The following is a 20926-nucleotide window of genomic DNA, read 5'->3' as shown; positions in this document are numbered from 1 at the left end:
GTCGGGAAGTTCGGGCGAAGTGCAAAGAGTTTGTAAATTGTCCCCCACCAGCCGGGCGCTGATGGGGGATCCGTTATGCGATAGCGTTCTCTTCCAGCTGGCGCATAAAGTTACGCACCCAGTCCATGCGGGTTTTACGCTCCGTCAGATCCTGGGTAAATTTCAGGCGCGTCGGGCCATCAAGACGGAAATGCTGCGGCTGTTTTTGCAGCAGGCCAATCAGCCACATCGGATCGACATGGTTCTTCTCGGCAAACTCAATCACGCCGCCTTTCTCATTGCCTTCAAGTTTGCGGATCCCCAGCTTCTGCGCCTGCTGACGCAGCCGGGCAATATCCAGCAGGTTGCGCGCCGCATCGGGCAATATGCCGAAACGGTCGATCAGCTCGACTTTGATCTCCTCCAGCTCGCCTTCGCTTTTCGCGCTGGCAATGCGTTTGTAGAACGACAGCCGAGTATTCACGTCAGGAATAAAATCATCCGGCAGCAGGGAAGGCATGCGCAGCTCCACTTCGGTCTGCTGGCTGGTGAGATCTTCAAGAGACGGTTCACGTCCGGCTTTAAGCGCGTCGACGGCATTTTCCAGCAGCTCCATATACAGGGAGAAACCGATGGTTTCCATGGAGCCGCTCTGGTCTTCACCCAGCAGTTCACCGGCGCCGCGGATCTCCAGGTCGTGCGTCGCCAGTGCAAAGCCAGCACCCAGATCTTCCAGCGAGGCGATAGCTTCCAGACGCTTTTGCGCGTCGGTGGTCATCGCCTTCGGATGCGGCGTCAGCAGCCAGGCGTAGGCCTGATGGTGCGAACGCCCGACACGCCCGCGCAGCTGGTGCAGCTGGGCCAGGCCGAAGTGATCCGCGCGTTCGATGATAATCGTGTTCGCGGTCGGGATATCAATGCCGGTTTCAATGATGGTGGTACACACCAGCACGTTGAAACGCTGGTGGTGGAAGTCGTTCATCACCCGCTCCAGCTCGCGCTCGCGCATCTGCCCGTGACCAATGGCGATGCGCGCTTCCGGCACCAGTTCTGCCAGCCGGTCAGCGGCTTTCTGAATGTTTTCAACGTCGTTATACAGGTAATACACCTGGCCGCCGCGCAGCACTTCGCGCAGGATCGCCTCGCGCACCACCAGGTTGTCGTACTCGCGAACAAAGGTTTTCACCGCCAGACGGCGCGCCGGAGGTGTGGCAATAATCGACAGATCGCGCATGCCGCTCATTGCCATATTCAGGGTGCGCGGGATCGGCGTGGCGGTCAGGGTCAGAATGTCGACGTCAGCGCGCATCGCTTTGATGCGCTCCTTGTGGCGCACCCCGAAGCGGTGCTCCTCGTCGACAATCAACAGCCCCAGATCTTTCCACTTCACGTCGCTTTGCAGCAGCTTGTGGGTGCCGATCAGAATGTCAATTTTGCCTTCGCTTGCCTGTTCGAGGATCTGCGTCTGCTCTTTGGCGCTGCGAAAACGCGACAGCATCTCGATGCGCACCGGCCAGTTGGCGAAGCGGTCGCGGAAGTTGTCGAAGTGCTGCTGGGCGAGGAGGGTAGTCGGCACCAGCACCGCCACCTGCTTGTTGTTTTCCACCGCAAGGAAGGCGGCGCGCATCGCCACTTCGGTTTTGCCGAAGCCAACGTCACCACACACTAAGCGATCCATCGCCAGCGGCTGGCACATGTCGCTCAGCACGGCGTTAATGGCCTGGGCCTGATCCGGCGTGGTTTCAAACGGGAAGCTCTCGCAGAACAGCTGATACTGTTCTTTATCATGCTTAAACGCATAGCCCTCTTTGGCCGCGCGCTGGGCGTAAATATCCAGCAGCTCGGCCGCCACGTCGCGCACTTTCTCCGCCGCTTTCTGCCGCGCGCGCGCCCAGGCATCGCCGCCCAGCTTGTGCAGCGGCGCATTGTCTTCGGCACCGCCCGCGTAGCGGCTGATCAGATGGAGGGAGGAGACCGGGACATACAGTTTGGCGTCGTTAGCATAAGTCAGCATCAGGTATTCACCTTTGATGCCGCCTGCTTCGAGGCTGGTCATACCCTGATAGCGACCCACGCCGTGTTCAAGGTGAACGATCGGCTGACCGGGGTGCAGTTCGGCCAGGTTGCGGATCAGGGTGTCCGGGTTGATGGTGCGACGGCTGTCCTGACGACGGCGCGCGACACGCTCGCCCAGCAGATCGCTTTCACAAATCAATGCCAGGTTATTGAGCGTATCAATGAATCCGTGCTCGGCGGCGCCGATCATCAGGTAACGGCCGTTTCCGGTGGCTTCGCTCAGACGAAGAATGCGTTTAGGCGCGACTTTAATCCGTCCCAGCAGTTCGCCCAGCGCTTCACGGCGGCCTTCACTCTCAACGGAGAACACCACCGGTCCGGTAAAGGACTCAAGGAATTTACGCAGATTATCCAGCGGGGATTTCTGCTGCGCCTGGACGGCCAGGTCCGGCAACGTCCGGAACGCGAGATTGGTGTTCGCCGCCTTATCGGCAAGCGAATCGGTTTTTAGCTGCATACGCGGCCAGCGTTTCAGCTCGGCGTTAAGCTCGTCGGTACGTAGCCACAGCATTTCCGGCGGCAGCAGCGGACGCATCGGGTCAACGCCCCGGTTTTCAAAGCGGGCGCGCGTTTCGCTTTCAAAACGGCTGGCGCTGGCATCGATATCCCCGGTATTCACAATCAGCGTATTCGCCGGGAAGTAGCTGAACAGCGCCGGCAGCGGTTCGTTAAAGAACAGGGGCTGCCAGTATTCGATCCCGGCCGGAAGGGTGCCTTTGCTGACCTGCTGGTAGATATGTTCGGCATCGCGCTTCACATCGAACCTGTCGCGCCACTGGCTGCGGAACAGTTCGATGGCGGTTTTATCCGTCGGAAACTCATGGGCGGGGAGCAGGTTAATGGAATCCACTTCTTCCAGCGTGCGCTGGGTGTCGGCGTCGAACACGCGCAGGCTGTCGATCTCATCATCGAAGAAATCCAGACGATACGGTCGGTCGCTGCCCATCGGATAGAGATCCAGCAGCGCACCGCGCGTCGCGTATTCGCCGTGCTCCATCACCTGGTCGACATGCCGATAACCGGCTCCGTCCAGCTGCACGCGCAGGGCATCGCGCGACAGGCGCTGGCCTTTTTTCATCACCAGCGCATGGCCGTGCAGATAGCTGTGGGGGCAGACGCGCTGCATCAGGGTATTCACCGGCACAATCAGCACGCCGCGCTGCATGGTGGGGAGCTGATACAGTGTCGACAGGCGCGAGGAGATAATCTCCTGGTGCGGAGAGAAACTGTCGTAGGGAAGCGTTTCCCAGTCGGCCAGGCTGAATACCAGACTGTCGGTGAACTGACGGATTTCGTCGTGCAGGCGCAGGGCGTTTTGCATGTCCGGGGCAACCAGCACCACCGGGCCAGGATGCCGCTCGGCAATTTCTGCCACCAGCGTGGCGCAGGCCGCGCCCGTGAGTTCGCCCAGCTGGCGCTGGTCGCCCGCTTTGACAGGCAAGGAGTAACGATAGTGTTCAGGCATGGCTATGTCAGAGTCTCTTGGGGATATACCAACAGTATTGGGGCATATCACTGATACGCAATGTCTTTATTATCCTCGATCGTTTTACATAAGCAAATCGTAACCGCACAAGAGGGAAAGTGCCCCCGGATGGGGGCAGCGAAGATTAACGGGTAGCGGTCTGTGGCGTAAGGCGCGCGGGAGGAGAGAAGAAAAGATCGCCAAAGAGGGCGGTCGACAGCTTACGTGTCCCCAGCCCAACCAGCGTACAGACGAGCAGGCTGATAAACGGATAGACCAGAATCAGCGTTAATTCTGCCCAGACAGGCCAGTACGCCGCATTCATTTCGCGAATCAGGAGCAGGCTAAACGCCTCAATTAAAATGCGGTGAGTGGTATAAATCGCGATGGTGTTTGAACCGATGACGTTCAGCAGGTTATTGGGATGAACGGCATAACGCTGCTCGAAGCTGTAAAAGAGTTTCATGATAACCACGATCGACAGCAGAGAGAGCGGCAGAGGGACGTTAGCGAACCACAGCACCACCGACACCGCGCCAGAGGCAATAAGTACCAGCCAGCTACGGCGCAGATCCATCCCTTTCATCCACGCCATCAACTGCGCACCGTACCATGCGCCGAGGCTGTAGTAGATCATGTTGCGCACCACGCTGTTCATTCCCCACCACGGTAACGGCAGGAAGTTAATGGCGATGCTTGCCAGCGCCAGCAGCCCCAGCATCGGCAGTTTCCAGCGGCTCAGCAGTTTACAGAGCGTAAAGTAGACCACTAACGCGTACAAATACCACAGGCTGGTGCTGGCCGTGAGCATCCCCAGCACAAACCCTGAAACGGAATCGGCGTAGGCCGCATTGGCTGATGTCGCCAGTTCTCGCTCGGGGGCGAGCCAGGCATTCAGATGGGTCAGTGCCTGCCATTGCAGGACGCCCCACAGGGCCAGCACCCAGACAATGCTCCAGATCCGCTTGTCGAGACTGGTGCGCCAGTTCACCTCGTCAATATATCGACGGATCAAATAGCCGGAGATAACGAAAAACACCGGCATACGGAACGGGGCGAGGTAAAGATTAAAGTAGACCCAGCATTTGGCGAGCAGGCCCGATAACGGATGCTGTAGCCCGTCCAGGTGAGGATAAAAGGTGATCACCGAGTGGTAAATCACCACCAGGCAGATGCACAGACCTTTTATCTGGTTAATCCATAATGCTTTTTGTTTCATTGTGCGTGACGACCTTGTTGCCATAAACGAAAGGTCGATTGTTGTAAAATGAAACTCCGATGTAATGGGTAACAGTCTGTATCAGGACGATTTTCGGAAAAGGTGGAGGCTGTCTGGCGGAAGTTCGGTCAGTAGCATGATGATTTATCTGAATTTTTCGGAAAAATGATTACCGAATCTTACGGTTTCAGTCATTTACGCTTAACGGATTCGCTTATATACTCGTGGGTCTGCTATCAGCAAACAGACGGATTTCATGTATCAACCTGTCGCACTCTTCATAGGCTTACGTTACATGCGTGGGCGCGCCGCGGACCGCTTCGGTCGCTTTGTCTCCTGGCTTTCGACTATTGGCATTACGCTTGGCGTGATGGCTCTGGTGACGGTACTTTCCGTCATGAACGGCTTCGAGCGCGAGCTGCAAAACAATATCCTGGGGCTGATGCCGCAGGCCGTTCTCTCTTCCACTCACGGTTCCGTTAACCCGCAACAGCTGCCGGAAAGCGCGGTGAAGTTACAGGGTGTCACGCGCGTTGCGCCGCTCACAACGGGCGATGTAGTGCTGCAAAGCGCCCGCAGCGTGGCGGTTGGGGTGATGCTGGGGATTGACCCGGCGCAAAAAGACCCGCTGACGCCGTTTCTGGTTAACGTGAAGCAAACCGACCTGGAAGCGGGTAAATACAACGTTATCCTCGGCGAGCAGCTTGCCGGGCAGCTTGGGGTTAACCGTGGCGATCAACTGCGCGTGATGGTGCCCTCGGCCAGCCAGTTTACGCCAATGGGGCGTCTGCCAAGCCAGCGCCTGTTCAATGTAATTGGCACGTTTGCGGCGAACAGCGAAGTCGATGGTTACCAGATGCTGGTGAACATTCAGGACGCCTCGCGTCTGATGCGCTACCCGGCGGGGAACATTACCGGCTGGCGTCTGTGGCTGGATGCGCCGCTGAAGGTGGATACCCTTAGCCAGCAGACGTTACCGGAAGGGACGAAATGGCAGGACTGGCGCGACCGGAAAGGCGAGCTGTTCCAGGCCGTGCGCATGGAGAAAAACATGATGGGGCTGCTGCTAAGCCTGATCGTGGCCGTTGCCGCATTTAACATCATCACCTCGCTGGGGCTGATGGTGATGGAGAAGCAAGGCGAAGTCGCCATTCTGCAAACCCAGGGGCTGACCCCGCGCCAGATCATGGCGGTCTTTATGGTTCAGGGTGCCAGCGCTGGCATCATCGGCGCGCTGCTCGGCGCGGCGCTGGGTGCGCTGCTCGCCAGCCAGCTCAATAATCTCATGCCGATCATCGGCGCGCTGCTTGATGGCGCGGCGCTGCCGGTGGCTATCGAGCCGCTCCAGGTGGTCGGCATTGCGCTGGCCGCGATGGCCATTGCGCTGCTTTCTACGCTTTATCCTTCCTGGCGGGCTGCCGCCACTCAACCCGCTGAGGCTTTACGTTATGAATAAGATCCTGTTGCAGTGCGACAACCTGTCCAAACGCTATCAGGAAGGCACTGTGCAGACCGACGTGTTGCACAATGTGAGTTTTAGCGTGGGTGAAGGCGAGATGATGGCGATTGTCGGCAGCTCCGGCTCCGGTAAAAGTACGCTGCTGCACCTGCTTGGCGGGCTGGACACGCCAACCGAAGGCGATGTGATCTTCTCCGGGCAGCCGCTGAGTAAAATGTCGTCTACGGCGAAAGCCGAGCTGCGTAACCGTGAGCTGGGCTTTATCTATCAGTTCCACCATCTGCTGCCGGACTTCACGGCGCTGGAAAACGTGGCGATGCCGCTAATGATTGGTAAAAAGAAGCCCGCGGAAATTAATGCCCGCGCCAGCGACATGTTGAAAGCGGTAGGGCTGGGTCATCGCGGGAATCACCGTCCGTCTGAGCTTTCCGGCGGTGAGCGTCAGCGTGTGGCCATCGCCCGTGCGTTAGTCAACAACCCGCGTCTGGTGCTGGCGGATGAACCGACGGGTAACCTCGATGCGCGTAACGCAGACAGCATTTTCCAGCTGCTCGGCGAACTGAACGCCGCGCAGGGGACGGCGTTCCTGGTGGTTACCCACGATTTGCAACTGGCTAAACGGATGGGACGTCAGCTGGAAATGCGCGACGGTCGTCTGAATGCAGAACTGACGCTGATGGGAGCGGAGTAATGGCTTCACCGTTATCGTTACTCATCGGGTTACGCTTTAGCCGCGGTCGTCGCCGGAGTGGGATGGTATCCCTTATCTCCGTGATCTCCACTATCGGGATCGCCCTGGGCGTGGCGGTGTTGATCGTGGGCTTAAGCGCCATGAACGGCTTTGAGCGTGAACTGAATAACCGCATTCTGGCCGTTGTCCCCCACGGCGAAATCGAGCCGGTTAACCAGCCGTGGTCCAGCTGGCGTGATGCCCTTAACAAAGTGGAAAAGGTGCCCGGCATTGCGGCGGCTGCACCGTACATCAACTTTACCGGGCTGGTAGAGAGCGGGGTAAACCTGCGCGCCATTCAGGTGAAAGGGGTAAATCCTCGCCAGGAGGAGCGTCTGAGCGCGCTGCCGCGCTATGTGCAAAATGGCGCATGGGCAAACTTTAAGGCCGGTGAGCAGCAGATCATTATGGGCAAAGGCGTTGCCGATGCGCTGAAGGTGAAGCAGGGCGACTGGGTATCGATCATGATCCCGAATGCCAGCGCTGACCACAAATTGCAGCAGCCTAAGCGCGTGCGTCTGCACGTCACCGGTATTTTGCAGCTGAGCGGCCAGCTTGATCACAGCTACGCGATGGTGCCGCTGGAAGATGCGCGCCAGTATCTGGATATGAGCGACAGCGTGACAGGCATTGCCATTAAGGTTAACGACGTCTTCAACGCCAATAAACTGGTGCGTGACGCGGGCAGTGTGACCAATAACTATGTCTACATCAAAAGCTGGATCGGCACTTACGGGTATATGTACCGTGATATCCAGATGATCCGCGCGATTATGTATCTGGCGATGGTGCTGGTGATTGGCGTGGCGTGCTTTAATATCGTCTCGACGCTGGTGATGGCCGTTAAGGATAAGAGCGGCGACATTGCCGTGCTGCGTACCTTGGGGGCGAAAGACGGGCTTATTCGCGCCATCTTCGTCTGGTACGGTTTGCTGGCGGGGCTGTTTGGCAGCCTTTGCGGCGTGGCGATCGGCGTGGTGGTCTCCCTTAAGCTGACGCCGATTATCAACGGGATTGAAGCGCTTATCGGCCATCAGTTCCTGTCGGGTGATATCTATTTTATTGACTTCCTGCCGTCTGAACTGCACTGGCTGGACGTTATTTACGTGCTGGTTACAGCACTTTTACTGAGTCTGCTGGCAAGCTGGTATCCGGCGCGTCGCGCAAGCCGAATTGATCCGGCGAGGGTATTAAGTGGCCAGTAATTTCGTCATGGTTTAGCGGTCTTTTGGCCGCTGAATCAAACAGAGGAATGCATCATGTATTACGGATTTGATATTGGCGGCACCAAGATTGCGCTCGGCGTGTTCGATAAAGACCTTAAGCTACAATGGGAAACCCGCGTCCCTACGCCGCGCGAAAGCTACGATCAATTTTTAACCGCCATTGCCGCGCTGGTGGCGCAAGCGGATGAACGGTTTGGCGTCAAAGGCAGCGTTGGCATCGGTATTCCGGGTATGCCCGAAACCGACGACGGTACGCTGTATGCCGCCAACGTGCCTGCCGCCAGCGGCAAACCGCTGCGCGCCGATCTCTCTGCTCTCCTTGAGCGCGACGTGCGCTTAGACAACGATGCCAACTGCTTTGCCCTTTCCGAAGCCTGGGACGACGAGTTTCGTCGCTATCCGCTGGTGATGGGGCTGATCCTCGGGACGGGGGTGGGTGGCGGGATTGTCATTAACGGCAAGCCCATTACCGGGCGCAGCTACATTACCGGCGAATTTGGTCATGTCCGTCTGCCGGTGGATGCGCTGGATGTCGTCGGACGTGATTTCCCGCTAACCCGCTGCGGCTGCGGCCAGCACGGCTGCATCGAGAACTATCTCTCAGGCCGCGGGTTTGCATGGCTTTATGAACACTTCTATCATCAGAAACGTGAGGCCCCTGAGATCATAACCTTGTGGGAACAAGGGGATGCGCAGGCGCGCGAGCATGTTGAGCGCTATCTCGATCTGCTGGCGGTGTGTCTGGGGAATATCCTGACCATCGTCGATCCGGATCTTCTGGTGATCGGGGGAGGGCTGTCAAACTTCACCGCGATTACGGAACAGTTGTCCGGGCGTCTGCCCCGACATTTATTGCCGGTCGCCCGCGTGCCGCGCATTGAGCGTGCGCGACACGGGGACGCAGGAGGCATGCGCGGAGCCGCATTCCTTCATCTCACCGATTAGTTTACGAGGTTATTATGCTGTCGCGTCGCCAGGGTCGACTCAGCCGTTTTCGCAAAAATAAACGCCGCTTACGTGAACGCCTGCGTCAGCGGATCTTTTTCAGAGACAGGATGATGCCAGAAGCGATGGATAAACCCAGAGTGGTGGTGTTGACCGGGGCGGGGATCTCCGCCGAATCCGGTATTCAGACCTTCCGCGCAGCGGACGGACTGTGGGAAGAACACCGGGTTGAAGATGTGGCGACGCCGGAAGGTTTCGCTCGCGACCCGGCGCTGGTGCAGGCGTTCTATAACGCCCGCCGTCGCCAGCTTCAGCAGCCGGAGATCGCGCCGAATGCGGCGCACCTGGCGCTGGCAAAGCTGGAAGAGGCGCTGGGAGATCGTTTTCTGCTGGTGACGCAGAACATCGATAATCTTCACGAAAGGGCCGGGAACCACAACATCATTCACATGCACGGCGAACTGCTCAAAGTGCGGTGCGCATGGAGTGGTCAGGTGCTGGACTGGAAGGAGGACGTGCTGGACGAAGACCGCTGCCACTGCTGTCAGTTCCCTTCGCGTCTGCGTCCGCATGTGGTCTGGTTTGGCGAAATGCCGCTGGGAATGGATGAGATTTACAGTGCCCTGGCCATGGCGGACGTCTTTATCGCCATCGGTACTTCGGGACATGTCTATCCGGCGGCGGGATTTGTTCACGAAGCGCGACTGCAAGGTGCCCATACGGTGGAACTCAATCTGGAGCCAAGCCAGGTCGGGAGCGAGTTTGAAGAGAAGCATTACGGTCTGGCGAGCGAGGTGGTGCCAGCCTTTGTGGATAAACTCCTGAAGGGGCTGTAAGAGTAACGGGCGACGTTGCGTCGCCCGTTGTGCATTAACGGCCTGCTTTTAGTTTCTGGTAATACTCTTCATACAGGCGGCTCGCGTCACCGACGTCGTTCTGCCATTCCCCTTTGCTGATGGTTTCAGCGTCCGGATAGAGCGATTTATCATTCGCCACTTCAGGGCTGAGCAGCTTACGTGCGGCCAGGTTCGGCGTTGGATAGCCGATGGTTTCCGCCACCTCTTTTGCCACATCCGGGCGCAGCAGGAAGTTAATCAGCTTCAGGGCACCTTCGACGTTTTTCGCATTCGCCGGGATCGCGAGGCTGTCCATCCAGAAGATGCCGCCTTCTTTCGGCCAGACTACCTCCAGCGGCGTCCCGGCCTGACGCGCCACAAACGCAGAGCCGTTCCAGACCATCCCCAGATTCACTTCACCTTCCATATACGGGTTAGCCGGGTTATCCGAGTTGAACGCCGCCACGTTTGGCATCAGCTTTTTCAGTTCGTTATACGCCGCTTCGATCTCTTTCGGGTCGGTGGTGTTGCCGGAATAGCCGAGCTTACGCAGCGCAATCTGGAACACTTCGCGCGCATCGTCGGTTAACAGCAGGCTGCTTTTGTATTCCGGCTTCCACAGATCAGCCCAGGATGAAACCGTTTTGGGATCGATGGCATCGCTGTTGACGCCAATTGCCGTCGCGCCCCAGATGTACGGAATAGAGTAGTCGTTGTTCGGGTCGAACGGCTTGTTGAGCATTTCAGGATCGAGGTTTGAGAAATTGGTTAGCTTCGTTTTGTCGATCTTCTGGATCATGCCCTCTTTGCGCATTTTGTCGACGAAATAGGTCGACGGCACCACCAGGTCATACGCGCCATCTTTGTAAGTTTTAAGCTTGGCGTACATGGTTTCATTCGACTCGTAGGTGGAATAGATAACCTTGATGCCCGTCTCTTTGGTGAACTGTTCCAGCAGGCCCGGCGGCACATACTCGGTCCAGTTGTAGAAATAGAGCGTTTTGCTGTCATCAGCATGCGCGGCACCCATTCCGAGCACCAGTGCCGCAGCGGCAAGCATTTTTTTCATTTCCGTGTCCCCTGAGATTTTGTTTTATCACGAGCAATAACCTGGCTGGCAATCACCAGAACCAACGATAACATCAACAGAATAGTCGCCAGCGCGTTCACTTCGGGTGAAACACCGACTTTAACCATTGAGTAGATCTTCAACGGCAGAATTTCATAGCTCGGCCCGGTGACGAAGGAGGAGACAACCACGTCGTCCATCGACAGGGTAAAGCTGAGCAGCCATCCGGCTGCCACGGCGGGCATCGCCAGCGGCAGAATGATTTTGCGCAAGATGGTCATCTCGCTGGCACCCAGATCTTTCGCCGCTTCCAGCATCCGCACGTCGAACCCTTTCAGGCGCGCGTAGACGGTCACCACCACAAACGGCAGGCAGAAGGTGATATGCGAGAACAGCAGCGACCAGAAACCGAGCTGGACGCCCAACAGCATAAACAGCACCAGCAGTGAAATGGCCATCACGATATCCGGGGACATCATGACCACAAATAACATGCCGCTGACGAACGGCTTACCGCGAAAACGGTAGCGGTACAGCGCCACGGCGGTCAGCGAGCCAATCAGCGTCGCGAAGGTGGCAGAGAACACTGCCATCGTCAACGAGTGCTGAGCGGCCTGAAGCAGGCTGTCGTTGTTCATCAGCAGGCCATACCATTTGGTGGTAAACCCCTGCCAGTTGATCCCGAAGCGTGAGCTGTTAAAGGAGTTCACGATCAAAATGATTATCGGGATATAGAGATACGCATAAATGGCGGTCATAAAACCGCCGCGAAGCAGTCGACCGATCATTCCAGATCCACCTTCTTATTCAGCAGGCGCGAGGCACGCCAGTAGACCAGCAGCATCAGCCCCATCACCACCGTCAGCGTAATGCTGGTGGCCGAGCCGAACGGCCAGTCGCGGATGTTCAGGAACTGACTTTTAATCACGTTACCGATAAGCAGGTTTTTCGCTCCGCCCATCAGGTCCGATACGTAGAACAGGCCCATCGCAGGCAGCATGACCAGCAGACATCCGGCGATAATTCCCGGCATGGTCAGCGGAATAATGATGCGGATGAAGGTTTGTAACTTACTGGCGCCCAGGTCCTTCGCCGCTTCCAGCAGCGGTTTATCGAGCTTTTCAATGCTGGAATAGAGCGGCATCACCATAAACGGCAGCAGGATATAGACCAGGCCGACAATCACCGCGCTTGGGGTGAACATGATGCGGATCGGCGTCTCAATCACCCCCAGCCACAGCAGAAACTCGTTCAGATAACCTCTGGTGCTGAGAAAGATTTTCAGCCCATAGATGCGGATTAACGAGTTGGTCCAGAAGGGCACAATCAGTAAAAACAGCAGCAGCGGCCGCACTTTTTGCGGCAGGCGGGCCAGGAACCACGCGAACGGATACCCCAGTACCAGACAGGCGAGGGTGGCAATCAGCGCCATATTGAGCGAGTGCAGGAGCACGTCAAAATAGAGCGGATCGAGCAGACGCGCGTAGTTGTCCAGCGTAAAGACCATCGCCACGAAGTTCGCGTCGTCGCGGGTCAGGAAGCTGGTTACGATGATCATCAGGTTGGGAAGAAAGACAAACAACACAAGCCAACCGACGATCGTGGCAATCACCACATTCTGGAACTTACTTGTGTTCTTCATCAGCCAGTACAACCTCCCAGCTTTCTACCCAGTTGATGACCATTTTCTGATCCAGTGAGTGGTCGAAGTCCGGATCGTCCTCGTTAAAGAACTCGCTGACCATCACCATTTTGCCGTTTTCCAGTTCGACAACGGATTCAAGGGTCATGCCTTTATAATTGCGTTCGCGAACGTAACCGATCAGCCCTTCGACGTCAGCCGTGTCGTGGATCTCATCAACGCGGAGATCTTCCGGGCGCAGCAGGACGTTGAGCTTTTGACCCTTCTCGACGGCAAAGTTGACGGTAATATTGCATTCGCGGCCTTCTACGTTCGCGCGGACGCGCCGATCGTCCAGATGCTCAATCACCGTGGCGTTAAAGATATTGATTTCGCCAATGAAGCTGGCGACAAACAGGTTTTTCGGCTCTTCGTAAATTTCACGCGGCGTGCCGTCCTGTTCAATCTTGCCGTCGCGCATTACCACGATACGGTCTGACATGGTCAGGGCTTCTTCCTGATCGTGCGTGACAAATACGAACGTGATGCCGAGCTTACGCTGAAGCGCTTTCAGCTCGTTCTGCATCTGCTTGCGCAGTTTGTAGTCCAGCGCGGAGAGGGATTCATCCAGCAGGAGCAGGCGCGGTTTGTTGACCACGGCGCGGGCGATGGCCACACGCTGCTGCTGTCCGCCGGACAGCTGATGCGGCTTTCGCTGGGCGAACGCCTCCAGCTGCACCATGCGCAGGGCTTCGGTAACGCGCGGCGGGATCTCGCTGGCCGGTGTTTTTTGCATCCGCAGGCCAAACGCCACGTTCTCAAACACGGTCATGTGCGGGAACAGGGCATAGCTCTGAAAGACGGTATTGACGTGGCGATCTTCGGCAGGAACCTGGGTAATGTCCTGGTTCTCAAGATGGATATGTCCATTATCGACGCTTTCCAGCCCGGCGATAAGGCGCAGGACGGTGGTTTTGCCGCAGCCGGAGGGGCCGAGCAGCGTGAGAAACTCACCGTCATTGATGGTCAGATTAAGGTCGGAAATGACATCTTTGCCATCGAAACTTTTACGAATTCGTTCCAGTTGCACCAGCGGTGAAAGGGAACGGGGTTGTGTATTCAATTTTCGCGCTGTCCCATATAGACGCCTCAGGCAGCAGACTGAAGCGGGGTTTGTGTGTAACCACCTTGGTGACTCGTAATGAGGGCGGACATTCTACGGCAAACCCATTGAATCGCCAATCCTTCTCACTTATTCATAGGCTACATTTATTAACGCAGAACGATATAAACGTAAAAAGTTCTCGTTTGCGGGATAAAAGTGACTTGACGCAATATTTGCGTTTTGCTGCTTAATGATAATGTTGTCACAAAAAGTGAGGGTGACTGCATGGATAAACTACTTGAGCGTTTCTTTCATTACGTTTCGCTGGATACCCAATCTAAGCCAGGGGTCCGACAGGTGCCAAGCACCGAAGGCCAGTGGAAGCTGCTAAATCTGCTGAAAGAGCAGCTGGAGGCCATGGGGCTGGTCGACGTCACGCTGAGCGAAAAAGGGACCGTGATGGGAACGCTGCCGGCGAATATTGACGGAGATATCCCGGCAATTGGCTTTATTTCTCATGTCGATACCTCACCTGATTTTAGCGGTAAACACGTTAATCCGCAGATTGTTGAAAACTACCGCGGCGGTGATATTGCGCTGGGCATTGGCGACGAAGTGCTGTCGCCGGTGATGTTCCCGGTACTGCATCAGTTACTGGGGCAGACGTTAATCACCACCGACGGCAAAACCTTGCTGGGTGCCGATGACAAAGCGGGCATCGCCGAGATCATGACGGCGCTGGCGGTGCTGAAGGGCAAAAATATCCCGCATGGCGATATCCGCGTGGCCTTCACGCCGGATGAAGAGGTTGGAAAAGGCGCGAAACACTTTGACGTTGAGGCGTTCAACGCGCAGTGGGCCTACACCGTCGACGGTGGCGGCGTGGGTGAACTGGAGTATGAAAACTTCAACGCGGCATCGGTGACGATCAAAATCGTCGGGAATAACGTACACCCGGGGTCTGCGAAAGGGGTGATGGTGAATGCCCTGTCGCTGGCCGCGCGTATCCATGCGGAAGTGCCCGCCGAAGAGAGTCCGGAGATGACGGAAGGGTATGAAGGTTTTTATCACCTGACCAGCATCAAGGGGACCGTGGACAGTGCGCAGATGCACTATATTGTCCGCGATTTCGATCGCAAAGCCTTTGAAGCGCGCAAGCGTAAGATGATGGAGATCGCGAAAAAGGTCGGCAAGGGGCTGCACCCGGATTGCTATATTGAGCTGATCATCGAAGACAGCTATTACAATATGCGCGATAAGGTGATGGAGCATCCGCACATTCTTGATATCGCCCAGCAGGCGATGCGCGATTGTGACATCGAGCCGGTGATGAAACCGATCCGTGGCGGTACCGATGGTTCCCAGCTGTCGTTTATGGGCCTGCCGTGCCCGAACCTGTTTACCGGTGGATATAACTACCACGGCAAGCATGAATTCGTGACGCTGGAAGGGATGGAGAAAGCGGTGCAGGTGATCGTGCGGATAGCGGAGTTAACCGCGAAACGGTAGCCGTGTTATGCCGGGTGGCGGCTACGCCTTACCCGGCCTACATTTCGATCGTAGGCCCGGTAAGCGCAGCGCCACCGGGCATTAAAGCGGCTCAGTCCTCAAAAAACCAGTACCCGCTGTTCACCAGCGCGGCCAGCATGGCGAGGAAGGAGGGATCGTCCAGCGCGTCACCAAAGGTTTCCGCAGTCAGCACCATATGGCTGGCAATCGCTTCCAGTGCCGGGCGGTGCGGAGAGTCCAGTCGCTCGCCGTTAACGAATACCTCTTCGCCAATGCGCAGTACGCGTAACCCGCCCAGACGAACCAGCTTATCGCCCTGCTGGAGTGCATCATAAATTTCATCCGCCTGATACGGCGGCTCTGGCGGTGCGACGTCCAGCTCGTGACGCGACTGGCTGATAAACTCGCCAAACCACTGTCTGAAGTGCTCCGGTTCGTTGATCAGATCCAGCATCATACCGCGCAGCTTATCCAGCTCCTCTGGCAGAATATCCGCCGGGTGCGCACGCGCCGGAACGTCCGGATCGCTGTACCGGTAGCTGCCCAGCTCGCGCTGTAAAACATAGTCAGCAAATCCGCTGATCATCTCGCGTCCGCTGGGTGCGCGGAAACCGACCGAATAGTTCAGCGAGTTTTCCAGGGAATAACCTTCATGCGGGAAACCCGGCGGGATATAAAGAATGTCGCCTGGCTCCAGCTCTTCATCAATGATCCCTTCAAACGGATCAACCTGAAGCAGGTCCGGGTGCGGGCAGTGCTGCTTCATTGGCACTTTTTCGCCCACGCGCCAGCGACGGCGCCCGGTACCCTGAATGATAAACACGTCGTACTGATCGAGATGCGGACCCACGCCGCCACCGGGCACCGAGAAGGAGATCATCAGATCGTCCATTCGCCAGTCTGGCAGGGCGCGGAACGGACGCATCAAGGCTGCGGTGGGTTCGTGCCAGTTATTGACCGCCTGCACCAGTAAAGACCAGTTGCTTTCACCCAGGTGATCGTAGCTTTCAAAGGGACCGTGGCTGACCTGCCATTTCCCGTCCTGGTGGCTCACCAGTCGGCTGTCTACCTCGTTTTCCATCGCGAGACCAGCGAGTTCGTCAGGAGAAATAGGGTCGATAAAATTGCTGATCCCGCGTTTAAGAACGACCGGGCGTTTTTGCCAGTAACGTTCAATAAATTCGGGCCAGTTAAGCGTTAATTGATAATCCATATTTTTGTATTCCGCAGGCTCTTACTGAGACGGATTATAACGGAAGCACCGCCCCCTGGCTGCGAGATCCGCTTATTTTTCACCTTTCGGGTTAACTATCGTTCGATACGGGATGCTGGCGGCCAAAAATGACTTCCATACGGGCACCTCCCAGCAAACTTTCACCGGTATCAATCTTACCTTCGTATTGATCGACAATTTCCCTGGCGACGGATAATCCGACACCCTGGCCCGGCCGCAGCGTATCGGCCCGCTGACCGCGATCGAACACCACTTCGCGTTTATTACGGGGAATGCCAGGACCGTCATCCTCAACGATAATATGCAGTTCGTTATCCGTTACCCGCGCGGACACCTCGACAAACTCCAGACAATATTTGCAGGCGTTATCGAGCAGGTTTCCCATCACTTCCATAAAGTCATTTTTCTCACCGACAAAGCTAATTTCAGGTGAGATATCCAGGCTGATGTTAACCCCTTTACGCTGGTACACCTTGTTCAGCGCAGAGGTGAGGTTATCCAGCAGCGGAGCTACCGGGTGCAGTTCACGGCTCAACAGGGCGCTTCCGGAACGCATGCTGGCGCGGTGCAGATAATAGCCAATCTGCTGTGAGATCCGGCTGATTTGCTCCAGCATCACCGGTTCGGCGTCATCCACGCTCATTTTCGAACTGCGCATGGAACGCAGGGTACTTTGCATCACGGCCAGCGGGGTTTTCAGGCTGTGCGTAAGGTCGGTGAGCGTCGTGCGATACTTGTCGTAGCGTTCACGTTCGCTTTTCAGCAGTCGGTTGAGGTTGCGCACCAGGCTGGTCAGCTCACGCGTGGTCTCCGGGTTGAGCTTCTCGCGGTGATGTTCCTCCAGCTCGCGCACCTCTTTGGCAAGAGATTCGATCGGTCGAAGGCTCCACCACGCAGCGACCCACAGGAGAGGGATCACCAGCAGCAGGTTGGCAGCCAGAACATACACGAACCAGTTCCAGACCATATACGAGCGTTTCAGCTCAACCGGTATGGTATCGATCACCACAATGGTTAATTGCGGCATGTGCAGCGTGGCGGGATAAAGGTTAATCGCGACCGAGTGGGTCATTTCCGTGTCGTCATCTTCGGCACGGATCTCATTAAGCTTGAGCTGTAAGGCGCGATCGTCACGCAGAAGGCTGCTGGTGGAGTTGAGGTCGGCTTCTATTTCATGAAAACCGTTGGTTTTCAGCCATTCTGGACGGATGCGATTTTTCAACCACGGGACATCGCGCTGCGCCCAGAGTAGTTTCCCTTTTTCATCGTAGATCAGCGCCAGCGTCGGGCTTTGCTGGTTGAGATTTTCCGGCATCTCAACGGTGATCCGGTTGTTCTCCCACTTCGCCAGGGTATAAAACAGGTTACTTTCACCGCGAAGCAGGCGGAAGGTGGTTTTATCGAAGCTCACGCTATACCCGACCAGCGCCACCATCCCGTAAGAGAGTGACAGCACCAGCACGACGGCGGCGGTTGCCAGCAAAAAGCGAACCCGCAGCGAAAGGGGTAAAATATGGCGCAAAATTCCTTTCATTTAGCGTAATTCGAACAGGTAGCCCTGACCACGCACGGTGGTGATCACGTCATGCGGGTACTGCGCCTGTATTTTTTTACGCAGGCGCCCCATCAGTACGTCGATGGTGTGGCTTTCGCGCAGCTCGGCATCCGGATAGAGCTGAAGCATCAGGGAATCTTTACTCACCACTTTACCGTTGTTACGGATCAGTGTTTCCATGATGGTGTATTCAAATGCGGTCAGCTTGATCACTTCATCATTAATAGAAAATTCGCGGCGAGAGAGGTCCACCTGGAACGGCGGCAGAGAGATCACCTGCGACGCCAGCCCGCTGTTGCGGCGCAGCAGCGCCTGCATACGCGCGGCAACCTCTTCAATATGGAAGGGTTTGGTCACGTAATCATCCGCGCCAGCGCTCAGGACTTCAACCTTGTCCTGCCAGCCTTCGCGAGCGGTCAGCACCAGTACCGGCAGAGAAACGTCATGGCTACGCCAGCGGCGTATAAGGGACAAACCGTCTTCATCCGGCAGCCCTAAATCGACAATGGCGATGTCCGGCAGGTGTTCATTGAGATAATAATCGGCCTCTTTTGCGTCTTCAGCATCGTCCACCTGATGACCCATCTCCTGAAGTTGAACTTTCAGGTGATGACGTAGCAATGCGTTATCCTCAACAACCAGTACGCGCATCATCATTTCTCCCTTTATAAATGGTATGAATAGTTTAACGCTGATTATCCAGGTTGCACCAGCGTGATGAAATTAAATGATTTTTTTAGGCTCCTGAACACAGGAGGCATTGCGCGGGTAATATAAACTGCCTTGTTTTCGCAAGCTTCCGTAATTCGCATAAAACAACCATCCGTTTACTGGCTGTTGAAGGCGCGTCGCTTTTTGGTCTGAACGGGCTCGCTAGTTTTGTAAATATTGCCCTTTTTTTTGTAAGGATGTTCTCACTTTTGCCATCTTTATCTACGCTTATTTTATGGTGCGAAATTAGATTTGCATAAGATGTGCCAGAAAAGCAGCATTTTTACACAACAAAACAGCAATATAGCGAGTAAAGAGGATTTTATGGAATGGAAGGTTGTTGAGACTATTGCGAGTCCGGAAAGCGGAACCATCTTTTGCAAAGTTGAGACACAGTATGGCCTGAATTATATCCTGTGGTTAAAGGGAGATTATTACGTTCGGGCAGGTGAAATCATCATCACATCAAACCAGGGGATCCTGATTAACGATCGGCGCAGAAGAGTATGGATAGCACAGGCAATGCCATTTACATCAATAGGCTGGATGGGATTCAGGCAGAAAAACGCGTGTCCAGGCAACCGACAGGAGATGGAGCGCCCGTGCGCGGTTGACACCCCGTGTCAGTTCAGGCTATGCCCGTCCGGCTTAAAACGCTATATTCCGGAAAGTTATTCCACGACGAAAAATAACAATCTGCCTGACGGCAGGCGTTAATTCAGGCAAAGCCTGTCATGGGACGAGAAAACGTCAACACGATAATGAAAAGCAGCCCCCTTTCCGGGTGGAAAGGGGGAAGGGCAATTACTTCAGCTCATCAACCATGGTAATGGCGCGGCCAATATAGTTTGCCGGAGTCATCTCTTTCAGGCGCGCTTTTTCTTCTTCTGGCAGCGCCAGACCGTCGATAAACTGTTTCATACCTTCAGCATCAACGCGCTTACCGCGGGTCAGCTCTTTGAGTTTCTCGTACGGTTTTTCGATGCCATAACGACGCATCACGGTCTGAATCGGCTCCGCCAGCACTTCCCAGTTGTGATCCAGCTCGTCCAGCAGACGATCGCGGTTCACTTCCAGCTTGCTCACGCCTTTCAGGGTGGACTGGTAGGCGATCAGCGCGTAGCCAATGCCCACGCCCAGGTTACGCAGTACCGTGGAGTCCGTCAGGTCGCGCTGCCAGCGGGACACCGGCAGTTTGCTCGCCATATGCTGCAACACGGCATTTGCCAGGCCCAGGTTACCTTCGGAGTTTTCGAAGTCGATTGGGTTCACTTTGTGCGGCATGGTGGACGAACCGATTTCACCGGCGATGGTCTTCTGCTTGAAGTGATTCAGGGCGATGTAACCCCAGACGTCACGATCGAAGTCGATCAGGATGGTGTTGAAGCGCGCAATGCAGTCAAACAGCTCGGCGATGTAGTCGTGCGGCTCAATCTGGGTGGTGTACGGGTTCCACTGGATCCCCAGAGAGGTCACGAACTCTTCGCTGAACTGGTGCCAGTCCACTTCCGGGTACGCGGCGATGTGGGCGTTGTAGTTACCCACCGCGCCGTTGATTTTGCCGAGGATCTCAACCTGCTCCAGCTGACGATACTGGCGTTCCATGCGGTACGCCACGTTCGCCATCTCTTTCCCCATGGTGGATGGGGTTGCTGGCTGGCCGTGAGTACGGGACAGCAGCGGAATGTCGCGGTATTCCACGGAGAGCGCTTTCACCGCGTCGATGATTTTACGCCAGTAAGGCAGCACCACTTCTTTCCGCGCGGTGGAGAGCATCAGCGCGTGAGACAGGTTGTTGATATCTTCAGATGTACAGGCGAAGTGAATAAATTCAGACACAGCATGCAGGGCAGGGACGCTTTCCACTTTCTCTTTCAGGAAGTACTCAACCGCTTTCACGTCGTGGTTGGTGGTGCGTTCAATGGTTTTAATGCGCGCAGCATCTTCTTCGCTGAACTCAGCAACGATTTTATCAAGGTAATCGTTTGCCTTTGCGTCAAAAGCAGGAACTTCCTTGATTGCTGTCTGGGCGGCCAGCTTTTGCAGCCAGCGTACTTCAACCTGAACACGGAACTTCAGCAGGCCATATTCGCTGAAGATCTCGCGCAGCGCGCTGACTTTATCGCCGTAGCGTCCATCGACAGGGGATACGGCGGTCAGTGAGGATAATTCCATAATTCGCAACTC

At 55.9% G+C, this 20926-nt stretch carries 17 protein-coding genes; 7 read left to right on the top strand and 10 right to left on the bottom strand.

The features are described from left to right. Positions 1-73: 73 nt before the first annotated feature. Both mfd and ACOTX7_RS12260 read right to left on the bottom strand, forming a co-directional pair. Entirely contained in the window at positions 74-3520 is a 3447-nt protein-coding gene (mfd, locus tag ACOTX7_RS12265; RefSeq protein ID WP_221255806.1) for a transcription-repair coupling factor, read from the bottom strand. Positions 3521-3665: 145 nt separating this feature from the next. Further along, positions 3666-4739, bottom strand: coding sequence for an acyltransferase family protein (locus tag ACOTX7_RS12260; RefSeq protein WP_221813561.1), 1074 nt, complete (start codon positions 4737-4739; stop codon positions 3666-3668). A gap of 256 nt (positions 4740-4995) precedes the next feature. Here ACOTX7_RS12260 and lolC point away from each other — a divergent pair, with 256 nt between their 5' ends. From lolC to cobB, 5 genes are read left to right on the top strand one after another with little or no spacing between them, the layout of a single operon-like run. Beyond that, positions 4996-6195: a lipoprotein-releasing ABC transporter permease subunit LolC gene (gene lolC, locus ACOTX7_RS12255; RefSeq protein WP_006809230.1), complete on the top strand. Its 1200-nt coding sequence runs from the start codon at positions 4996-4998 to the stop codon at positions 6193-6195. Next, positions 6188-6889 (top strand): lipoprotein-releasing ABC transporter ATP-binding protein LolD, encoded by a 702-nt coding sequence (lolD, locus tag ACOTX7_RS12250; RefSeq protein ID WP_006809229.1) that lies wholly within the window; start codon positions 6188-6190, stop codon positions 6887-6889. Before lolC ends, lolD begins: the two co-directional genes overlap by 8 nt. Further along, positions 6889-8133: a lipoprotein-releasing ABC transporter permease subunit LolE gene (lolE, locus tag ACOTX7_RS12245; protein ID WP_047354419.1), complete on the top strand. Its 1245-nt coding sequence runs from the start codon at positions 6889-6891 to the stop codon at positions 8131-8133. The genes lolD and lolE overlap by 1 nt, the downstream gene beginning before the upstream one ends. Before the next feature lie 54 nt (positions 8134-8187). Next, positions 8188-9099, top strand: coding sequence for an N-acetylglucosamine kinase (gene nagK, locus ACOTX7_RS12240; RefSeq protein ID WP_221255808.1), 912 nt, complete (start codon positions 8188-8190; stop codon positions 9097-9099). A 14-nt stretch (positions 9100-9113) separates the two neighbouring features. Next, complete coding sequence (cobB, locus tag ACOTX7_RS12235; protein ID WP_006809226.1) at positions 9114-9935, top strand: Sir2 family NAD+-dependent deacetylase; 822 nt, start codon at positions 9114-9116, stop codon at positions 9933-9935. 34 nt (positions 9936-9969) lie between these two features. Here cobB and potD read toward each other — a convergent pair whose 3' ends face one another. Genes potD through potA form a run of 4 tightly spaced genes read right to left on the bottom strand, consistent with a single transcriptional unit; the run spans position 9970 to position 13778 of the window. Further along, complete coding sequence (gene potD / locus ACOTX7_RS12230) at positions 9970-11004, bottom strand: spermidine/putrescine ABC transporter substrate-binding protein PotD (protein ID WP_047353885.1); 1035 nt, start codon at positions 11002-11004, stop codon at positions 9970-9972. After that, a complete protein-coding gene (gene potC / locus ACOTX7_RS12225) occupies positions 11001-11792 on the bottom strand; it encodes a spermidine/putrescine ABC transporter permease PotC (protein ID WP_205924072.1) in 792 nt (263 codons plus the stop codon). Before potC ends, potD begins: the two co-directional genes overlap by 4 nt. Next, positions 11789-12646, bottom strand: a complete 858-nt coding sequence (gene potB / locus ACOTX7_RS12220) for a spermidine/putrescine ABC transporter permease PotB (protein ID WP_205921072.1) — start codon at positions 12644-12646, stop codon at positions 11789-11791. Before potB ends, potC begins: the two co-directional genes overlap by 4 nt. Further along, positions 12630-13778 (bottom strand): spermidine/putrescine ABC transporter ATP-binding protein PotA, encoded by a 1149-nt coding sequence (gene potA / locus ACOTX7_RS12215; RefSeq protein WP_162837483.1) that lies wholly within the window; start codon positions 13776-13778, stop codon positions 12630-12632. Before potA ends, potB begins: the two co-directional genes overlap by 17 nt. A gap of 237 nt (positions 13779-14015) precedes the next feature. On the opposite strand from potA, the gene pepT reads away from it, so the two are divergent. Next, entirely contained in the window at positions 14016-15239 is a 1224-nt protein-coding gene (pepT, locus tag ACOTX7_RS12210) for a peptidase T (RefSeq protein ID WP_221255809.1), read from the top strand. Between the two features lie 91 nt (positions 15240-15330). Here pepT and ACOTX7_RS12205 read toward each other — a convergent pair whose 3' ends face one another. The 3 genes from ACOTX7_RS12205 to phoP all read right to left on the bottom strand — a co-directional run bounded on the left by ACOTX7_RS12205 (position 15331) and on the right by phoP (position 18679). Continuing rightward, entirely contained in the window at positions 15331-16452 is a 1122-nt protein-coding gene (locus ACOTX7_RS12205) for a cupin domain-containing protein (RefSeq protein WP_221255810.1), read from the bottom strand. A 91-nt stretch (positions 16453-16543) separates the two neighbouring features. After that, positions 16544-18007: a two-component system sensor histidine kinase PhoQ gene (phoQ, locus tag ACOTX7_RS12200; protein ID WP_221255811.1), complete on the bottom strand. Its 1464-nt coding sequence runs from the start codon at positions 18005-18007 to the stop codon at positions 16544-16546. Further along, positions 18008-18679, bottom strand: coding sequence for a two-component system response regulator PhoP (gene phoP, locus ACOTX7_RS12195; protein ID WP_026094318.1), 672 nt, complete (start codon positions 18677-18679; stop codon positions 18008-18010). A gap of 312 nt (positions 18680-18991) precedes the next feature. Here phoP and ACOTX7_RS12190 point away from each other — a divergent pair, with 312 nt between their 5' ends. Continuing rightward, entirely contained in the window at positions 18992-19456 is a 465-nt protein-coding gene (locus tag ACOTX7_RS12190; RefSeq protein WP_421626086.1) for a hypothetical protein, read from the top strand. A gap of 87 nt (positions 19457-19543) precedes the next feature. Here the strand turns inward: ACOTX7_RS12190 and purB are convergent, their stop codons facing one another. Further along, positions 19544-20914 (bottom strand): adenylosuccinate lyase, encoded by a 1371-nt coding sequence (gene purB / locus ACOTX7_RS12185; RefSeq protein ID WP_006809214.1) that lies wholly within the window; start codon positions 20912-20914, stop codon positions 19544-19546. Between the last annotated feature and the right edge of the window lie 12 nt (positions 20915-20926).

Origin of the sequence: Enterobacter cloacae complex sp. IR5418 (genome assembly GCF_049238105.1) — a bacterium.
GTDB lineage: Bacteria > Pseudomonadota > Gammaproteobacteria > Enterobacterales > Enterobacteriaceae > Enterobacter > Enterobacter hormaechei.
This window is presented reverse-complemented; position numbering and strand designations above follow the sequence as displayed.

Bases quoted from the DNA above. Each gene is read 5' to 3' on its own strand.
- nagK (WP_221255808.1), top strand. From the start codon at position 8,188: ATGTATTACGGATTTGATATTGGCGGCACCAAGATTGCGCTCGGCGTG.
- mfd (WP_221255806.1), bottom strand. From the start codon at position 3,520: ATGCCTGAACACTATCGTTACTCCTTGCCTGTCAAAGCGGGCGACCAG.
- phoQ (WP_221255811.1), bottom strand. From the start codon at position 18,007: ATGAAAGGAATTTTGCGCCATATTTTACCCCTTTCGCTGCGGGTTCGC.
- potC (WP_205924072.1), bottom strand. From the start codon at position 11,792: ATGATCGGTCGACTGCTTCGCGGCGGTTTTATGACCGCCATTTATGCG.
- potD (WP_047353885.1), bottom strand. From the start codon at position 11,004: ATGAAAAAAATGCTTGCCGCTGCGGCACTGGTGCTCGGAATGGGTGCC.
- cobB (WP_006809226.1), top strand. From the start codon at position 9,114: ATGCTGTCGCGTCGCCAGGGTCGACTCAGCCGTTTTCGCAAAAATAAA.
- ACOTX7_RS12205 (WP_221255810.1), bottom strand. From the start codon at position 16,452: ATGGATTATCAATTAACGCTTAACTGGCCCGAATTTATTGAACGTTAC.
- lolC (WP_006809230.1), top strand. From the start codon at position 4,996: ATGTATCAACCTGTCGCACTCTTCATAGGCTTACGTTACATGCGTGGG.
- pepT (WP_221255809.1), top strand. From the start codon at position 14,016: ATGGATAAACTACTTGAGCGTTTCTTTCATTACGTTTCGCTGGATACC.
- potB (WP_205921072.1), bottom strand. From the start codon at position 12,646: ATGAAGAACACAAGTAAGTTCCAGAATGTGGTGATTGCCACGATCGTC.
- lolE (WP_047354419.1), top strand. From the start codon at position 6,889: ATGGCTTCACCGTTATCGTTACTCATCGGGTTACGCTTTAGCCGCGGT.
- lolD (WP_006809229.1), top strand. From the start codon at position 6,188: ATGAATAAGATCCTGTTGCAGTGCGACAACCTGTCCAAACGCTATCAG.
- phoP (WP_026094318.1), bottom strand. From the start codon at position 18,679: ATGCGCGTACTGGTTGTTGAGGATAACGCATTGCTACGTCATCACCTG.
- purB (WP_006809214.1), bottom strand. From the start codon at position 20,914: ATGGAATTATCCTCACTGACCGCCGTATCCCCTGTCGATGGACGCTAC.
- ACOTX7_RS12260 (WP_221813561.1), bottom strand. From the start codon at position 4,739: ATGAAACAAAAAGCATTATGGATTAACCAGATAAAAGGTCTGTGCATC.